Raw genomic sequence first — 17,765 nt, 5'->3', positions numbered from 1 at the left:
TCAAGCAAAAATGGCGTAAAATCGGCACTTTTTTAAGGTTCAAAGGGTGTTATGACCAATTGAAAAAGGTTTTTAGTACGTATTATCCTACTTTAGGGGTAATAAATCCGGAGAAATTTATTTGCCCCGGCTATCATGTAGACATAGTAAGCTTTGCCTTGCGCACGTTTCTTATCCATGAACAAATACACGGGGTCATCTTGTGGCTTGGTCTTAATTAGAACGTCCATGACCTGAAATAGGGTCTTACGGAGCGCGGGAGAACCATGTTTTGATGCATGGACACTTTTTTGAGAGTAATCCCCGGATTCATTTACACCTGGGTCAACACCGGCAAATGCGGTAATAGCGTTCCGATGGGTAAAGCGTGACACATCTCCGATTTCCGCTATTAGCTGTGGACCCAAGGAGGGGCCTACGCCTTTCATCGCCATAACGACAGAGTATTCTGGAAGTTGGGCTGCGGTTTCGTTCATTAGGGAACGGAGCTGTTCAACAGTTCGGGATGCAGTATTTAACTGCTCAACCGCCTGTTTGATGATACGTTTGGTAAAGACATCTTTTGGAAGTACAGAAACCAGTTCCTGGGCTGTTTCATAGATTTCTTCAGCTTTTGTTTTGCTGAAGTTGTACTTCTTGCGGTGACACCACTTCTGATAGTGGTCAACAAAAGCGTCCACAGATATCTTACGGACACAGTCTGCATGCCAGTAGCAGTCCGCAAAGTCAACCCATTTCTGGCTTCCGTCTTCGCGGGCGGGGCTGTTAAAATAGGTGTTTACACCGGGATAAGTTTGGTCAAGAAGGCCGATCAGATTGTTTTTCATGGCAGTCTTGTGCTTCATGTAGAAGCCAAACTGGCGGTTCATGGTCTTTAATGAAACATTCTAAATCCCCCAGCAGAGCTGGGGAGACTAGCAGACGCAAGTGGCGATAAACAGAGTACCAGAATATCCCCCGTTGTATAATAGGTGCAGGTCTGGCAAACCGCACAAAACACAACGGAGGTATATTCATGGACACTCAAAGTTTATCACATAGTCGCTATAATTGCACGTATCACATAGTATTTATCCCGAAATATCGTAGGAAAGTGATGTTTGGGGATTTGAGAAAAGAGGTAGGCGAAGCCATTAGCAAGGTATGCAAGATGGAAGGAGTCACAATTATCAAGGCAGCAACGCTGCCGGATCATGTGCATATGTACGTGTCGATTCCGCCCAAGGAGAGCGTGTCGAAGGTAGTGGGTAGGATTAAGGGGAAGAGTAGCCTTATGCTTTTCGACAGACATCCGGAGTATAGAGACCGGTATAACCGTCACTTCTGGGCAAGAGGGTATTATTGCGAGACAGTCGGTAATGTAAATGAAGAAACGATAACAAAGTATATCAAAGAGCAGTATGAGAGGGATCGACTGGAAGGAGAGCCCTCAAAGTAAGTACAACAGAGCCGCTTTTAAGCGGCCACCAGTAACATAATGAACAGGGTTTGTCAGACCGCCTTTAGGCGGAAACACAACAGGCCCCGGAGGGGCTTATCCAGGCCACCAGCAGAGCTGGTGGTTGAGCCGATGGCCGTGATTTGATTGCGTAATTCATCCATAAGACCATATTGTTTCAATTTTGACCATCTGTCAAGTGTATAGCGTGCGATTTTAAGGGAATCTGCTTTGTCGGACTTTACTTTCCGCAGGGAGTTGTCTTCGTCCTGATAATGACGTATAAGCTGTGGATTTACAGCGCTAACAAACAGACCGGCAGAGACAAGCTCATGGGCAATGGTCTTATAGTAATGTCCGGTACACTCCATGACGATACGTGATTCTCCATCAAGGGATCTGATCCGATGAATCAATGATCGGAGATCCTTGGATAAATGAGATACTTCAAAAGGTTTGGCCACGACTTCACCGCCTGGGCGGAGGATGGCAACCATGCTTTTACGTTTGGAAACATCAATACCGATAGCGTTCATATTCATATGTTATGTCACTCCTTCTTTTGTAAGCAATGGTAAGGACCAGTTTTACTCATTGCCTATTCAATCTACTGTGGTGTGACGCGGACGCACCTTTGTGGGTGGTTCAACCTGCATAAAACGAATGCTGCGAATGAGGAGCTGGTTATCAGACTGTTTTACGGACGCGAAGTCCAAGAAAGGATCCGATATACCGATTGCTCTCTACATTCTAACAGCTTAAGCAACAAGATGGGTAATTCCTTACTGGCTGTAAGGGAGATTAACCATAAATATATTGTAGTAGAAAGGAGAAAATGTTATCCACAAGAAATACCTGAGGACAAAATATTATTAACATTTTGTCCTCAAACGTATCATTTACTGTAGATAAAAATTTTTTCAATTTCAGCACATTTACCAATACTTTCTAAAAAGCCTATTACTGGCGTGGGTGTGAAAAGTAACAAAGGAGAGATAGAAATGATGCGTTATTTGGGAGGGGATGATAATCACATAATTGTTAAGTGTGGCAAGTGTAAAAAAATTCATGTCTACAGCAGAGATGACTATAAAAATCATTTTGATAAAAAATGTGCTGAATGTGGAAGTAAATGTCGGTTTGTATGGATGAATCCGATAAATATATCGAAAGCTAAGCCATATATACCGCTACTTATAATGACAATGCTGTTGTTTTTTAGCTTGGTGATTATTAATGTTTCGTTTTTTACGAAGTTTTATTTTTTTAATAAAGCAGTAACTGCTTTGAATCCAATGGTGGTATCTATATTGGTGCCGATTCTGTGCGCTCTTATAACAATTATTCCGATAAAATGGACTAATAAATCTAACAATACAATTGTAGAAAAAGTAAAAGGAAATGCTTTACAGATTATATGTATTTTAATTGAATTTCTAATTTTTGTTTTTTCCTTAAATATTGTAATAGGAATAAAATACTGTTCATTGCAGATTAATAATCCAGAAACAGGTGAAACAATGCAATATTTTGGTAGTGCTATTGAGAAACAAGCGTCAGGAATTTGGAGATTGCTTGTGACCGTGCGTTTTTCATAATGAACTTGGGGAGCAGTTGGTGGAAAAGAAGATCATTATGGAGGAAGAAGGCGAGTTGTCATATGAACTGTTGGATGAGTGGTATGATGATCGGCCTTTGTAAAGAGTGAATTGTAATAAAATGTCATCAAAACAGTCGGGGATGTCAAGAAAAGTTTTTCTTGACATCCCCGACCTTATGCTTTAGACTATATTTCACAGAAATTGTCATAATTCCAGATTTAATCTATCATTTTAAGTCGATTTATATTTCTTAAATTTCTAAACAGTCATACCCGATTTCCGGGAGATTTCCATGGCTAAGCAAGTATTGTGAAAATAATCGAAAAATAACCTGAATTAAGTTTATACTATTGTTTGCATTACTATTTTTTGTTATAGTAGAACTATAACGAGATTGTTACGATTAGGTGAATTTCAGCAAGTATTCTTACGGATGTTTCTCTGCCGGGTGATCTCGGATCTTCGGCAGAAAGTAGATAGGGGGGAGTCGTTAACCAGAGAGGATTTGCTTCCGTTGTCTTTGTGTCTGTTGATGGACGGGGCAATGTCCCAGAAGGACCGTGTAAAATCGGCATTTGACATTACCAGGAAAGTGGAAGGAATGAATACGGAAGATAAAGCGAAGATTGAGGCGATGGTGTTTGTTATGGCAGATAAGTTTTTAAGCCGGGTGGAGATGGAAGAGATCAAGGAGGAAATCCGAATGACGAAATTAGGGCAGATGTTAGTGGATTTAGGGAAAGAGGAAGGAAGAGAAGAAGGAAGAGGAGAAGAAGCGCAGCGGTACAGCCGACTGATTATTTCTCTTACAGATGAGGGGAAAGAGGATATGATCATCAAGGTGGCCAATGATACGAAATTACGTGAGGAAATGTACAGGGAGTATCAGTTGTGATAACATACTTTACCGGACGACAGTCCGCCCGCCCCGGCAGGGGCATGCATCACGGGATGCCCGAATGGGTATACAATCCGATATTGCATCGCATCAACTAATACTAGGAAGGAGGTCTGCTAATGGGGATTTACCTTAACCCGGGGAACAGTGGGTTTGAACAGATATGCAGAGGTGAATACGTTGATAAGACAGGTCTTATCAAGTTGGTCAACCAGAGAATAGACGGGTCTGACAACCTGCTCTGTATCAGCAGGCCCCGCCGCTTTGGCAAATCCTATGCGGCGAAGATGTTGGCAGCTTATTATGATCGTTCCTGTGATTCTCATGAACTATTTGATAATAAGATGATCTCGCATTCGAAGTCGTATTCTGCATATCTGAATCAATATAACGTAATCTATCTGGAAATAACAAGCTTTGTGTCATCAGCACGCAGACAAGGGATTTCTCTGCAGGAAGTTCCCAATATGATTGTCAATGCTCTGCAGGATGAACTTCTGTCTATAAATCCGGGGCTGCCGGAGGGGAAGAACCTGACTGATCTGCTGATTTGTTTAGTTGAAAAGAGTGGTGGGAAGCCTTTTATTTTTATTGTCTGTATAATGGGGTTAAAACCCTCGCCTTAAGGCGAAACCTTTAGGTCAACCCTATATCTTCAAGTTTAGAAAAGGGAAAAAATAGAGATACTAAACTTGAGGTGAAGAATATGCAGCATTATAGAAAATCGTCACATTGTACGTATGACATTAAGTATCATTTGGTGTGGATTACAAAGTACAGGAAACCTGTGATTACAGGGAAGATAGCAATACGGACAAGAGAACTGATCCGAATCATCTGTCAAAGTAATGATGTGGAAATTTTGGCAGGGCATGTAGGAGCAGACCATATCCATATGCTGGTATCTGCTCCACCGCACTTGTCTGCAAGCAAATTGGTACAATATATCAAAGGGAATACATCCAGAAAGTTGCAAATGGAATATAAGGATTTGAATAAGCAATTCTGGGGACAGCATTTGTGGGCAAGAGGATATTTTGTGGCAAGTAGTGGAAATGTGACGGATGAAATCATCAGAGAGTATATCAAAAACCAGGATTTGCAGGAGAAAAACAAATCAGATAACTTCGAGATTGGATAAAATTAAAGTACAAAAGCATAAAGAAGAGCACGGACAACTTCAGGCTGCTTTAGCAGCAAATCGAACCTACCGGCTTTAGCCGGTAGTGGTTCAGTATTGATGAATGGGATGTAGTGATCCGTGAAGTGAAAGATGATGAGACCGCACAGAAAAGATACATGGATTTGCTGCGAGAGTGGTTCAAGAACGGGAATTTTACACCGAAGGTCGTTGCGGCAGCTTACATGACAGGAATCCTGCCGATTAAAAAGGACGGGAAGCAATCGGCTATTTCTGAATTTGATGAGTTCACTATGCTCGCCCCATTTAATTTTGCGGAATATGTGGGATTTACGGAAGAAGTTGTAGATCGATGTGCGGAAAAAGGCATGGACTATGAGGAGATCAAGGCATGGTATAACGGGTATGACTTTCCTGAAGTTGGGGCTGTGTACAATCCATATTCTGTTATGAATGCTTTAAAATTGAGAAAATGCCGATTTTATTGGAGAAAAACATCAGCAGCGGAATCATTGAAGAACTATATTAACATGGATTTTGAAGGTTTGCAGGCTACGGTTGCCCGTTTGATTGCCGGAGAAAAGATTCAAGTTAGTGCTGATGGGTTTCAGAATGACTTTGAGACATTTGAAAGTGCAGATGATGTACTCACATTACTGATCCACTTGGGGTATCTGACTTATCATGAGGAGGAACAGCTTGTTCAGATACCGAACGAAGAGGTTCGAATGGAGTTCAGACAATTTCTCTCTCAGAAGAAGGTAAATACAGGATGGATAACACTTATCAGACGTTCGCAAAGGTTGCTGGACGATACGATTGCAGGGAATAGTGACGATGTAGCGGCTGCTCTGGAGGAAATCAGAGGAGAGCAGTATGCACCGCAGTATTATAACAATGAACAGGCATTAAGGGCTGTTGTAAAGTATGCATATATTGCTGCGTTCGGACGGTATGTAAGGATAGAAGAGATGCCGTCGGGCAAGGGAATAGTGGATGTTGTTTTTATCCCGGTTTTGTCATCCGGGCTTCCGGCAATGGTCATTGAACTGCAATGGAATAAGACGTCAGGTGGCGCCATTGCGCAGATTAAGAATAAGAAATATACTGCCGCATTGAAACCATTTGTCAGTAATATACTACTTGTTGGAATTAATTATGATGAGAAGACAAAGGTGCATACCTGTAAGATAGAGAGGATTTAGAGGAAGAGTAATTGAAGGGAGACAGGAAATGGGTATATATGTGAATCCTGGAAATAGCGGTTTTGCCGAAATCAATGATCAGGATTATGTGGATAAGACGATGTTGATCGAACAGATCAATCGGACGGTCGGGAAAAAGGACAAGCTCACTTGTGTCAGCAGACCGCGGCGTTTTGGCAAATCGTATGCCGCGAAAATGCTCGCAGCATATTACGATTGTTCTTGTAATTCTCATGAGTTGTTTGCTGATAAGAAGATTGCAGGGACATCGGATTATAGGAATCACTTGAACAAGTACAGCGTAATCTATCTGGACATCACAGCTTTTACAGCTGATGCCCAGATGCAGAATCGTTCAATTCGGGATGTTCCCGGCATGATTCAGGAGGCGATTCTAAAGGATCTGGCAGAGTGTGGATTCCAGGTTCAGAATGGAGATAGTCTGAACAATAATCTTCTGCGTATCGTCGGGCAGCCGGATGGAAAGCGGTTTGTGTTCATAATCGATGAATGGGATGCGGTGATCCGGGAGGCGAAAGACGATCCTGAGGCGCAGAAAAAATTCCTGACCTTCCTCAGGGGGTGGTTTAAGAATGGCCAATTCACCCCAAAGGTTGTGGCGGCTGCCTATATGACGGGGATTCTTCCAATCAAGAAGGACGGTTCCCAGTCGGCAATCTCTGAATTCGAAGAATATTCCATGGTCAAACCATTGTTTTTCGGCAAATATGTTGGTTTCACTGAGGATGAGGTTCACTGTCTATGCGAAGAAAACGGAGTTGATTTTAAGACCATGAAGCATTGGTATGACGGATATGCGTTCAAGAATGTCGGATCTGTGTACAATCCAAACTCTGTAATGAAGTCAATCCGCTATGATGATTTTGATTCTTACTGGACGGAAACCTCAGCGGCAGAAGGATTGATGGATTATATCAGCCGGGGATATAAGGATCTTACAAGGACTATCGCCGAGTTGATTGGCGGTGTTGCGGTAAAAGTCAGCATTACCGGGTTTGCCAATGATCTTACAACTTTTAGAGGAAGAGATGATGTTTTGACCTTGATGATTCATCTTGGTTATCTGGCATATGACTCCGAGAATCAGACGGTCAGGATTCCGAATGAGGAGATCAAGCTGGAATTCCAGAAGGCTGTCCGGGAAGTAAAGCATGAAGCTACGATGAAACGTTTAGAAGAAAGCGATCAACTGTTTCTGGATACCATACATGAGAAAGCGGACGCAGTTGCCGCACAGATTGAGAAGATCCATTTGGAAGAAACCGCACCTTTACACTACAACAAGGAAGATAGCCTGCGGAGTGTAATCAAGCTGGCGTATTACACATATCGGGATCATTATGTGCAGTTTGAGGAACTTCCCGGCGGTGAGGGCTTTGCGGATGTGGTTTATTTTCCGCATCACGATTCGGACTGGCCAACCTTGGTCATAGAATTAAAATGGAATAAATCTGCTCAAGGGGCCATTGATCAGATTTTGAATAAGAAGTATGCGAATGTTGCGGAGCGTTTTGGAACAGATATTTTACTAGTTGGGATTAATTACGAGAAAAATGCTCCTTCCGGCAAGAGAAGGCATACATGCAGTATTGTCAAATATGAGGCAAAATAGCAGCAAGTGTGATTATATAATTCGAAAAGTTTACACGGAGGACATACATCATGAGAAAAGTAAAGGTAGGTATTGCAGGTCTTGGGAGATTAGGAAGGTACATGCGCGCAATCTTGCGTTCAAGATCCCTAATGCAGAATTGACGGCGGCATGTTCCATCGTACCGGCTGAACTGGAATATGCCAGGGAGGAATTGGGCGTTACGGATGTTTACGAGGATTACAGGGAGATGCTGGCACGGGCGGATATTGACGCGGTCGCGATCGTTACCACGAGCGGCGAGCACTGCTGGCAGATCGCCGCGGCGTTGGATGCGGGAAAGCATGTATTTACCGACAAGCCGCTGGGAGTTACGGTAGAGGAGTGCAGGCTTGCCGAAGCTGCGGTTGAGCGGCATCCGGAGTCCGTCTTTTTCTTAGGCTTCATGCGCCGTTACGATCCGTCTTATGCTTATGCGAAGAAGAAGATCGAGGAAGGAGTGATCGGGACTCCTTACATGGTGAAGGCTGCGGGGATAGATCCGGAGGCTTTGGTGGAAGGTGCGATCCGGTTTGCGGCGACAAGCGGCGGTATCTTCATAGATATGGCGATCCATGATATAGATCTGATGCGCTGGTTCTTAGGCTCCGATCCGGTAGAAGTGTACGCGGCGGGAGCTACTTTTAAGCATCCTGAATTCGTGGAAGCGGGAGACGACGAGACGGGAGCAGCTATGTACAAATGTGCCAACGGCGCGCTTGGAATCATCCATGTAGGGCGAACGGCGGCCCATGGCTACCATATAGAGACGGAGATCATCGGGACGGAAGGGTCGCTTCGGATCAGTCCGGTACCGGAAAAGAATCTGTGTATGATCTATGATAAGAATGGTGCGGTGACAGAGTGTGTCAGCGGTTTCCCGGAGAGATTCGCAGAAGCCTATTTGCTGGAGATGCAGGAATTTGTCGATTGTGTCGCTGACGGGAAGAAACCGGAAGTCACGGTATATGATGGGACGAAGTCTACACAGATTGGATTTGCCACGACACAGGCCTGGAAGACCGGCAGTATCGTGAAGATTGAGTATAATTAGGTAGCCCGATATGGTCATCAGGTACACCGCATTTCGCAGTTGGGGACGTAGTAAAGTTGCATTTTACTACGTCCCCAACTGATTATTACGTTTCTAGTTGATCAGTTCTGCGGCAGTACGACTACCTTCACGGAATCGTTCGCCATCTGCTTCTTGATAGCTTCTTCCAACTGTTCTGTCGGATACCGGTGTGTGATCAGCGGCTTTAAGTTCAGGCGTTTCTCGCTGATTAGGCTGGCTGCGCGGTACTGTGTATCCGGATTAACGAAGGATCCCTTGATAGTAAGTTCCTTCTGGAATACATCGATCAACGGCAGTTCGAAGGTATCATTAGGATTCGGTACGCTAAAGAGCAGGATCTTGCCGCCCTTTCCGGCGATATGGACAGCCTGCCCGACGGCGACCGGCCTGCCGACACATTCGATAACGACGTCGGCATAGTCTTTCCCGATGGTTGACTGAAGCTGTTCCTTAAGGTCGCCTGCCACAGGGTCGACGGCCGCGTCGGCGCCTAAGGAGATGGCAAGATCTCTTCTCATCTCTACAGGCTCGCTGACAACGACCTTGGAGGCGCCGCTGATCCTTGCAAGCTGTGCCATGATCTGTCCGATGGCTCCTCCGCCGACGATGCAGACCGTATCACCCTGGGTAATGCCGATATTGTCGATGCCGCGCAGGCAGCAGGCAACCGGCTCTGCCATGGCTGCTTCTTCATAATCTACATCCGGTGACAGCAGGATCGCCTGTTTCTCCGGTACGGCACAGTAGGCTTCGAAACCTCCGTTCTGATTAACACCGACGGCGCTCATGGACGGACAGTAATTCTTCTTGCCGTTCAGGCAGTAGTCACAGTTCCCGCAGTACATGTTGGGGTCGACGGTTACCTTGTCCCCGACCTTGATCCGGGAGGTTCCGGGTGCGCATTCAACGACTTCCCCGGAGAATTCGTGTCCGAGAACTACGGGTATGGTAGCTTCTGTGGCGCCGGGAGATCCGTGGAAGATGTGGACATCTGTGCCGCAGATGCCGCATGCCATTACCTTGATGAGGATCTCTCCGTCTTTGAGAGAAGGAATCTCCAGTTCACGGGTTTCGATAGTTTCTTTTCCTAAATATACGGCTGCTTTCATGTTGTTTCTCCTTGTGTGTTCTTAGACGTGCAATAAGCCCAATGTCCGTATCTGTTTGGAACATTTGGCGTTGATTGCCTGATTGATATGTTGTCATCTGATAATTAGCATAACAACTCAGAGAAGCTGTTCGGTTTCTAATTAGCTGCTTATCAGACAGATCTATCATATCATATATTTATCTTATTAGCACAAAAGCTTCATAAGGTTTTATTATAATATTGCTCTCGCCGTAATCATTTTCCATATTAGAGATCAGGCAGGGAGCGCCTGTGAATTCTTCCGGTATGGTAAATGCGGTATCCTGGTCGGTGAAGTTTGTGACTACTAAGAGTTTCTGTTCATCCAATGTCCTGGTGTAGACGAATAATTCTTCGCTGTCTTCCATCAGAGGCTCGTATTTGCCATATACCATGATCGGATTCTCTTTCCTCAGAGCGATCAGCTTCTTATAATAATGGAACACAGAGTCCGGGTCTTTGGTCTCGGCCTTGGCGTTGATCTCTTTGTAATTCGGATTGACTGCGATCCACGGGGTACCGGTGGTGAAACCGGCCTGTTCGCTGTCATCCCACTGTACCGGTGTCCTGGCATTGTCACGGCTTCTGAAAATGATACATGGCCAGAAGTCTTCATGAGAAACCTGTCCGCTTAAGCACCATTCTTTGTAGGCGTTGATGCTCTCGATGTCACGGAAATCATCCGGGCTCTGGAACGGATAGTTTGTCATGCCAAGCTCTTCGCCCTGATAGATATAAGGGGAGCCCTGCATCATATGGAGGCAGGTGGCAAGCATCTTGGCGGAAGCTTCCCGGTACTCGGGCCTGTCATCGCCAAAGCGGGATACAGCTCTTGGCTGATCGTGGTTATCCCAGAATAAGCTGTTCCATGCTTTGCCGTACAGATCCATCTGCCAGCGGCTTAAGATGGCTTTTAATTTGGTAAGCTGCCATTTCTTATTATCCCATTTGCCATATTTGCCGTGGTTATCTACGTGTTCGAATTGGAATACCATATTAAGCTCGTTCGTGTCTTCTCCCGCATACTGCTTAGCTAGTTCGGTGGTAACGCCGGGAGTCTCGCCTACGGTCATAATGTCATATTTGGATAATACTCTTTCGTTCATTTCTTTTAAATATCTGTGAATGTTGGGACCATGTACGCAGTATGGAGAGTAATCGCCGTAAAAATCCGTTACTTCTCCGTCCGGCATCTCTTCCGTCTTGGAGATCATACTGATCACATCCATGCGGAAACCGTCGATTCCCTTGTCGCACCACCAGGTCATCATGTTGAAGACCTGGTCGCGGACCTTTGGATTATCCCAGTTCAGGTCCGGCTGCTTCTTAGAGAATAAGTGCAGATAGTACATGGCCGTCTCTTCATCGTACTGCCACGCGGAGCCGCCGAAACAGGAACCCCAGTTGTTCGGTGGTGTCTGGTTGTCTTTGCCTTCCCTCCAGATATAGTAGTCCCGGTAATCATTGTCCTTAGACTTACGGCTCTCCATAAACCATGGATGTTCGTCGGAGGTGTGGTTTACCACCAGGTCCATGACTACGCGAAGCCCTCTCTTATGAGCTTCTGTAAGCATCTCGTCAAAGTCCTCCATGGTTCCGAATTCGTCCATGATCGCCTGATAATCGCTGATATCGTAACCGTTGTCGTCGTTTGGTGATTTATAAATAGGGGAGAGCCAGATGACGTCGATCCCCAGGTATTTCAGATAATCCAGACGGCTTGAGATTCCCTTGATATCTCCGATGCCGTCTCCGTTGCTGTCCATAAAACTGCGAGGGTAGATCTGATAGATCACAGCCTCTTTCCACCATGTTCTTTTCATAAATGTAAGTCCTTTCTGCTATATTCTATTCTACGTGTCTCAAAAGCGATGCTTTTCTGCAGGCGAACTACACGGCTTCGAGCCGCCTGTATCATGATTGTATCACATTTCTAAGATAATAACCTGATATCCGTGCAATTTCAGAATATTATATTCTTCTGTAAGGTCAGGAAAGTTGTTCAATAATACTTGCCTGTAAGTTCCGGGAAGCTTCACTTCCTGTGCTTCCTTCTGGTAATTCCCGATCACCAGAAGAGTTTTATCAGCCTTGCGGTAGTAGGCCATCAGATTATGCTGTTCTTCAAGGTATGGCTCCAATGTACCGTACACGACCGTCTCTTTGAATTCCGGCGCTTTGCGCAGTGCGATCAATTTCTTGTAGAAGCTTCGCACAGAATCAGGATCATCTAGCTGATCCTTTACATTGATGGAAGTGTAATTCGGATTCACCTTAAGCCATGGCGTACCGGTGGTAAAGCCTGCGTGATCTGCATCTGACCACTGCATGGGCGTCCTGGCGTTGTCGCGGCTGAATTTGGCTACGGCTCTCAGCGCGTCTTCTGGTGTCAGGCCTGCATCTAAGGCAACCTGGTATTCGTCCAGGGTGGAGATGTCGTCGATCTCGTCGATCGAAGAGAAGGGAACATTCTCCATTCCCAATTCCTGTCCCTGGTAGATGAACGGCAGCCCGCGCAGCATGAAATTCAGTGCGGCAAGCATCTTCTTACTCTGTACGCTGCACTCGCCTTCCGGGATATAACGGCTGACACCACGGGGTTCATCATGGTTCTCGATGATATTGGAGAGGAAACCGGTCTCTCCAATCTTAGCCTGTGATTCGAAACAGCATCTCTTGTAGTCATCCGGCGTGATGGGACGTGCGTCGTACCATCCCTTGGCGCTGTTTCCGAAGATCGTCTCGTTGAAATCAAACATGCTGGAGAAATATCCGTTCTCTCCGATAAAATCAGGAATCTCTTCCGGTTTTTCATTGAATACTTCCCCGACAGAGAACGCGTCGTATTTCTTGAAGGTACGGTCCCGCATCTCGCCTAAGAATTTGCCGATCCCGCTGGCTTCTTTTAACATGGAATGGATGCTGCAAAGACCGTCCTCGCGGTCGGACTCATAGTTCTTGAAAGGCAGTGCCTTCTTGATATTGATGATCGCGTCGATACGGAATCCTCCCAGGCCCTTGTCAAGCCACCAGTTGATATTCTTATAGACCTCTTCCCGTACCTCCGGGTTCTCCCAGTTCAGGTCCGGCTGTTTCTTGTGAAATACGTGTAGATACTGCTTGTCTGTTCCCGGTAAGTCTTCCCAGACTGGACCGCCGAAATAAGAGCGCCAGTTGGTGGGCAGCTCTCCGTCCTTCTTATCGCGCAGATAGAAGAAATTGCCGTATTTGCCGTCCGGATCTTCGCAGGCCTTCTTGAACCATTCGTGTTCGTCGGAACAATGGTTTACCACCAGGTCCATCAGGATGTACATATTCCGCTTTTTTGCCTCGGCAATCAACTGCTCCATATCGTCCATCGTGCCGAAGCGCGGGTCGATATTATAATAATCGGAGATGTCATAGCCTTCGTCAGCCAGTGGGGAAGAGTAACAGGGGGAGAGCCAGATAATGTCGATCCCTAAGTCCTTAAGGTAATCCAGTTTGCTGATGATACCCGGGATGTCGCCGATTCCGTCCCCGTTGGAATCATAGAAGCTCTTCGGATAGATCTGATAAGCCACTTTGTCTTGCCACCATTTTTTCGTCATAGTCATAACCTCCGCTGAAAAATAATCTTTGTGATTCTATTATAGCGGCGAAGAGGCGTGATGTCTTATATTTCTCTGATTAAAAATTACGAAATATTGACTTTTTGGATCCGATACTTCAGCGGGGTAGTCTCCGTGTATTTCTTGAATGCACGGAGGAAATTCCCAAGATTGTTATAACCGCATTCCAAACAGACCTCCGTGACGGGCAGGTCTGTCTCTTCGAGCAGACGCATGGCCTGCTTGATACGGTATTCGTTGATATATTCCATAGGTGTCCGTCCGATGGATTTCTTGAAGAAGCGGCAGAAATACTGCTCATTCATATGGACCTGATCGGCCAGGTCTTGAATATATATTTTCTCTTTATAATTCTCCCTTATATAAGTAAGTACCTTTTTGAGGCTTTCTACACGTTTGTCCAGATTCCTCTCGGTAGGTGTAAAGAGCTGATAATGCGAGAGGATGGCAAGGATGCGCAGAAGGTAGGATTTGATGAACAGTTGGTTCGTCAGATCGTCTGTGACGGCGCCGTATTCCAGAGGATTCTTCTCATCTAACGGATGCCCGAAGGAACGCATGGTCTCTGAGAATGCCTCACGGATGGGGGCGAATCCGGGATGGTCAGGCAGAAGGCAGCGAGGGAACAGAAGCTTCCCGTTCTGGATGGGCTGGATCAGCTGCATCTGCGCGGCGTCATAGGAGTCGAAGCTTAAGGCTCCAAGTGAAAATACAATGGCATCTTCACCGGGGCTTCCGGCTTCTTCTGTATAAATACTGTGCAGTTCTCCGGGATTGATGAAATACAGAGCCTCCGAATGGACAAAAAACTGCTCCATATTGATCTCCAGACGGAAATCCCCGCCGAAAAAGTATAAGATCTCCACCTCGTCGTGCCAGTGATGCTTGATTAGGGGACCTTTCCCTAAGGAGCGGGTCTGATAGATGGCGCAGGGGAAGGATTTGGTGCCGTGAAGGCTGAGTTCTTTTAATGTTGGCGACAATAGCTGCATGGAATCCTCCTTCTAATATTTTACCCGGTGGCTGTCGATGATCAGCCGGACAGAGCGGTACAGGAAGGGCTTGTACTGTCCGATGGGAAGCGGTTCCTGATACAGGATGGAGTTGTAGCCTGCGGAACCGGCAAGTTCTACGATGGTAAATAGCATCACATCCACATCCTGATATTCATAGCTGTCCTGGCGGACCATCTCAAGAAATGTCTCATAGAAATCATTGTCTGTGCGTTCACCGGTCAGGAGTACGGAGCGCAAGGCCCCCATGACCAGATTCTTGGAAATGAAGTTAAGCAGGGGAATATTGAGTACCAGTGTATCTATAATATGATTCATAACGAAGATCAGTTGTTCGTCGAGCCCGGTTACCGGATCCGGCGCCTGGTCAAGGGCAAGTTTCGCCGCATGGAACAGTTCATGAGTCTTGTGGGCGATGAGCTTATTGCGGATATCGTATTTGTCTTTAAAATACAGATAGAAAGTGCCTTTTGCGACCCCGGCCTTCTCTACGATATCAGAGATGGCGGTAGAATTGATTCCCTTCGTAATAAATAGTTCGTAGGCGCTGTTAAATAGTGTCTCTTTTTTCTTTTTCTTATTTTCATCGACTTTCCCCATAATAATCCTCTCATTCTCTTTGGAATATAGCGAGTCCCTGACCTCGGTATCATACATATTATACCCATAAAATGTCTGCATTTTCAAGTGATTTTGACAAAAATGACCAAAAGTCAAAATTATTAGAAAAAGTATTGACTGATAGTCATTTTTGTAGTATAGTGCATATTGTAAGAAATGACCAATAGTCATAAAAGTAGTTGAAGAGAAAAGGAGCAGGTGATTATGGTTCAGTTTGGGAAGAAAGTGGTAAAGTACAGGATAGTGATATTGATCATCAGTGTATTGCTGCTGATACCTTCTGTACTGGGATATGTGAATACCAGAGTGAATTATGATGTTCTGACATATCTTCCGAAGGATATCGAGACCATGAAGGGGCAGGATATTATGGTGGAGGATTTCGGAACGGGAGCCTTCTCCATGTTCATCGTGGATGGCATGGAGAGCAAGGATGTTGTGAAGCTTAAGGAAGACATTGAGAAGATCGAGCATGTGGAGAATGTCTTGTGGTATGATTCCGTGATGGATATCTCGGTTCCGGAGAGTATGCTCCCGGATGAACTCTATGAGGTATTCAATTCCGATACGGGTACGATGATGGCGATCTTCTTCGATGAAGGAACTTCGGCGGACGGTACGATGGATGCCATCGAAGCGATCAGGAAGACGGCAGGGAAGCAGTGCTTCTTAAGCGGTATGTCTGCGATCGTGACAGATACGAAGAATCTCGCCGAGAAGGAGACACCGCTCTATGTACTGATCGCGGTAGCGCTGGCGGTGCTGGTGCTTGGCATCACGATGGAATCCTTCTTCGTGCCGGTCCTGTTCCTCTTAAGTATCGGGATGGCGATACTATATAACCTGGGAAGCAATTATTTCCTGGGAGAGATCTCCTATATTACGAAGGCTCTGGCGGCGGTGCTGCAGCTTGGAGTGACGCTGGATTATTCCATATTCCTGATGCACAGCTATGAAGAGCAGCAGATACGGTATCACGGAGATAAGAAGCGGGCGATGGCACATGCGATCTCCCACACATTTTCATCGGTAGTAGGAAGCTCAGTCACGACGATCGCAGGATTTATCGCACTGTGCTTCATGAGCTTCACCCTGGGGCTCGACATCGGAGTGGTCATGGCGAAGGGTGTGGTGTTCGGCGTGATCGCCTGTGTGACGGTTCTGCCGTCCATGATTCTGTGCTGTGACAAAGTGATCGAGAAGACGAAGCACAAACCGCTGCTCCCGGATATCGGGAAGCTGTCTCAGAAGGTGACGAAGCGTTATCTCTGGTATGTGGCGGCATTTCTGATACTGTTATTTCCTGCGGTTTATGGAAATAACCACACAGGGGTCTACTACAATCTGGATGAGACGCTTCCTAAGGAGCTTCCTAGCATTATTGCAAATGAGAAGCTGAAGGAAGATTATGAGATGAATACGACGCACATCCTCCTTCTCGACAGCTCTGTGCCGTCATCGGATGTGGGAAAGATGCTGAAGAAGATTGAGAAGGTGGACGGTGTCAAATGGGCGCTTGGACTGGATAAACTGGTCGGTCCGGGGATCCCTTCGGATATGCTTCCGGAGTCGGTCACCGGTATGCTGAAGACGGATAAATACCAGATGGTAATGGTGAACTCTCTATATAAGGTAGCGTCGGATGAGGTGAATCAGCAGATCGCCGAGATCAATGAGATCATGGATCAGTACGACGAGAAAGCCATGCTGGTAGGAGAAGGCCCGCTTACGGCAGATCTTATCACCATCACGGATAAGGATTTCAGGACGGTAAGCGTGGTATCCATCGGAATTATATTTATCATTATATTGATATTGTTCCAGTCCATATCGCTGCCGTTTATCCTGGTGGGCGTGATAGAATTCGCGATCTTCGTCAATATGGGAATTCCGTTCTATACGGGGACGACGCTGCCATTCGTGGCATCTATCGTGATCGGGACGATTCAGTTAGGTTCGACGGTGGATTACGCGATCCTTATGACGACCAGATATAAGCGGGAGCGGAGCCAGGGCAGGAGCAAATACGACGCGGTCACGATTGCGCACCAGGCGTCTGCACAGTCTATTATGGTGAGCGCGCTGAGCTTCTTCGCGGCGACCGTCGGCGTGGGGCTGTATTCGAACATTGATATGATCAGTTCCTTATGTATCTTAATGGCGCGAGGAGCGATCATCAGTATGGTGGTTGTCGTGCTGATCCTTCCGTCCATGTTCATGGTATTTGACCGGGTGATCGTGAAGACCAGCAGAGGCTTCCTGCCAAAGCGTTCGCAGGATAAGAAGAAAGAGAAGCATACGGGTTCTGATTCTATGACAGAGTGTATGCAGTAGGATCATGCGGATGGCCGGTATATGGTTCTGGCGGATACAGGTAGATAT

Annotated in this window: 14 protein-coding genes and 2 pseudogenes; 9 read left to right on the top strand and 7 right to left on the bottom strand. The window is 46.0% G+C overall.

Going from position 1 to position 17,765, the window contains the following annotated elements; genetic code table 11:
- Positions 1–92: 92 nt before the first annotated feature.
- A pseudogene (locus VSQ62_RS17500) lies at positions 93–878 on the bottom strand (transposase); the annotation flags it as partial.
- A 131-nt stretch (positions 879–1,009) separates the two neighbouring features.
- Here VSQ62_RS17500 and tnpA (VSQ62_RS17495) point away from each other — a divergent pair.
- Positions 1,010–1,438, top strand: a complete 429-nt coding sequence (tnpA, locus tag VSQ62_RS17495; protein ID WP_196813919.1) for an IS200/IS605 family transposase — start codon at positions 1,010–1,012, stop codon at positions 1,436–1,438.
- Positions 1,439–1,578: 140 nt separating this feature from the next.
- Here the strand turns inward: tnpA (VSQ62_RS17495) and VSQ62_RS17490 are convergent.
- Positions 1,579–1,980: pseudogene (locus VSQ62_RS17490) on the bottom strand (IS110 family transposase); the annotation flags it as partial.
- A gap of 459 nt (positions 1,981–2,439) precedes the next feature.
- On the opposite strand from VSQ62_RS17490, the gene VSQ62_RS17485 reads away from it, so the two are divergent.
- The 7 genes from VSQ62_RS17485 to VSQ62_RS17455 all read left to right on the top strand — a co-directional run bounded on the left by VSQ62_RS17485 (position 2,440) and on the right by VSQ62_RS17455 (position 8,988).
- A complete protein-coding gene (locus VSQ62_RS17485; protein ID WP_334636067.1) occupies positions 2,440–3,036 on the top strand; it encodes a hypothetical protein in 597 nt (198 codons plus the stop codon).
- 397 nt (positions 3,037–3,433) lie between these two features.
- Entirely contained in the window at positions 3,434–3,934 is a 501-nt protein-coding gene (locus VSQ62_RS17480; RefSeq protein ID WP_334636065.1) for a hypothetical protein, read from the top strand.
- A gap of 122 nt (positions 3,935–4,056) precedes the next feature.
- Positions 4,057–4,563, top strand: coding sequence for an AAA family ATPase (locus VSQ62_RS17475; RefSeq protein WP_334636064.1), 507 nt, complete (start codon positions 4,057–4,059; stop codon positions 4,561–4,563).
- Between the two features lie 80 nt (positions 4,564–4,643).
- Complete coding sequence (gene tnpA, locus VSQ62_RS17470) at positions 4,644–5,078, top strand: IS200/IS605 family transposase (protein ID WP_334632532.1); 435 nt, start codon at positions 4,644–4,646, stop codon at positions 5,076–5,078.
- A gap of 125 nt (positions 5,079–5,203) precedes the next feature.
- Positions 5,204–6,283, top strand: coding sequence for a P-loop NTPase family protein (locus VSQ62_RS17465; RefSeq protein ID WP_502957762.1), 1,080 nt, complete (start codon positions 5,204–5,206; stop codon positions 6,281–6,283).
- Between the two features lie 28 nt (positions 6,284–6,311).
- Positions 6,312–7,916 (top strand): AAA family ATPase, encoded by a 1,605-nt coding sequence (locus tag VSQ62_RS17460; RefSeq protein ID WP_334636063.1) that lies wholly within the window; start codon positions 6,312–6,314, stop codon positions 7,914–7,916.
- Entirely contained in the window at positions 7,903–8,988 is a 1,086-nt protein-coding gene (locus VSQ62_RS17455; RefSeq protein ID WP_334636062.1) for a Gfo/Idh/MocA family protein, read from the top strand. The genes VSQ62_RS17460 and VSQ62_RS17455 overlap by 14 nt, the downstream gene beginning before the upstream one ends.
- A gap of 101 nt (positions 8,989–9,089) precedes the next feature.
- On the opposite strand, the gene VSQ62_RS17450 is transcribed toward VSQ62_RS17455, so the two are convergent.
- From VSQ62_RS17450 to VSQ62_RS17430, 5 genes are all read right to left on the bottom strand, one after another.
- The gene (locus VSQ62_RS17450; protein ID WP_334636061.1) at positions 9,090–10,118 is read right to left on the bottom strand and encodes a zinc-dependent alcohol dehydrogenase family protein; all 1,029 of its coding nucleotides are present in this window, start codon (positions 10,116–10,118) and stop codon (positions 9,090–9,092) included.
- A gap of 178 nt (positions 10,119–10,296) precedes the next feature.
- Positions 10,297–11,961 (bottom strand): glycoside hydrolase family 13 protein, encoded by a 1,665-nt coding sequence (locus VSQ62_RS17445; RefSeq protein ID WP_334636060.1) that lies wholly within the window; start codon positions 11,959–11,961, stop codon positions 10,297–10,299.
- 102 nt (positions 11,962–12,063) lie between these two features.
- Complete coding sequence (locus VSQ62_RS17440; RefSeq protein ID WP_334636059.1) at positions 12,064–13,728, bottom strand: alpha-glucosidase; 1,665 nt, start codon at positions 13,726–13,728, stop codon at positions 12,064–12,066.
- Between the two features lie 86 nt (positions 13,729–13,814).
- A complete protein-coding gene (locus VSQ62_RS17435) occupies positions 13,815–14,741 on the bottom strand; it encodes a helix-turn-helix transcriptional regulator (protein WP_334636058.1) in 927 nt (308 codons plus the stop codon).
- A 12-nt stretch (positions 14,742–14,753) separates the two neighbouring features.
- A complete protein-coding gene (locus VSQ62_RS17430; protein WP_334636057.1) occupies positions 14,754–15,362 on the bottom strand; it encodes a TetR/AcrR family transcriptional regulator in 609 nt (202 codons plus the stop codon).
- Positions 15,363–15,587: 225 nt separating this feature from the next.
- On the opposite strand from VSQ62_RS17430, the gene VSQ62_RS17425 reads away from it, so the two are divergent.
- Complete coding sequence (locus VSQ62_RS17425) at positions 15,588–17,717, top strand: efflux RND transporter permease subunit (protein ID WP_334636056.1); 2,130 nt, start codon at positions 15,588–15,590, stop codon at positions 17,715–17,717.
- Positions 17,718–17,765 lie beyond the last annotated feature (48 nt).

The organism is Sporofaciens sp. JLR.KK001, from assembly GCF_036941055.1.
In the GTDB taxonomy this organism is placed as follows: domain Bacteria; phylum Bacillota; class Clostridia; order Lachnospirales; family Lachnospiraceae; genus Sporofaciens.
This window is presented reverse-complemented; position numbering and strand designations above follow the sequence as displayed.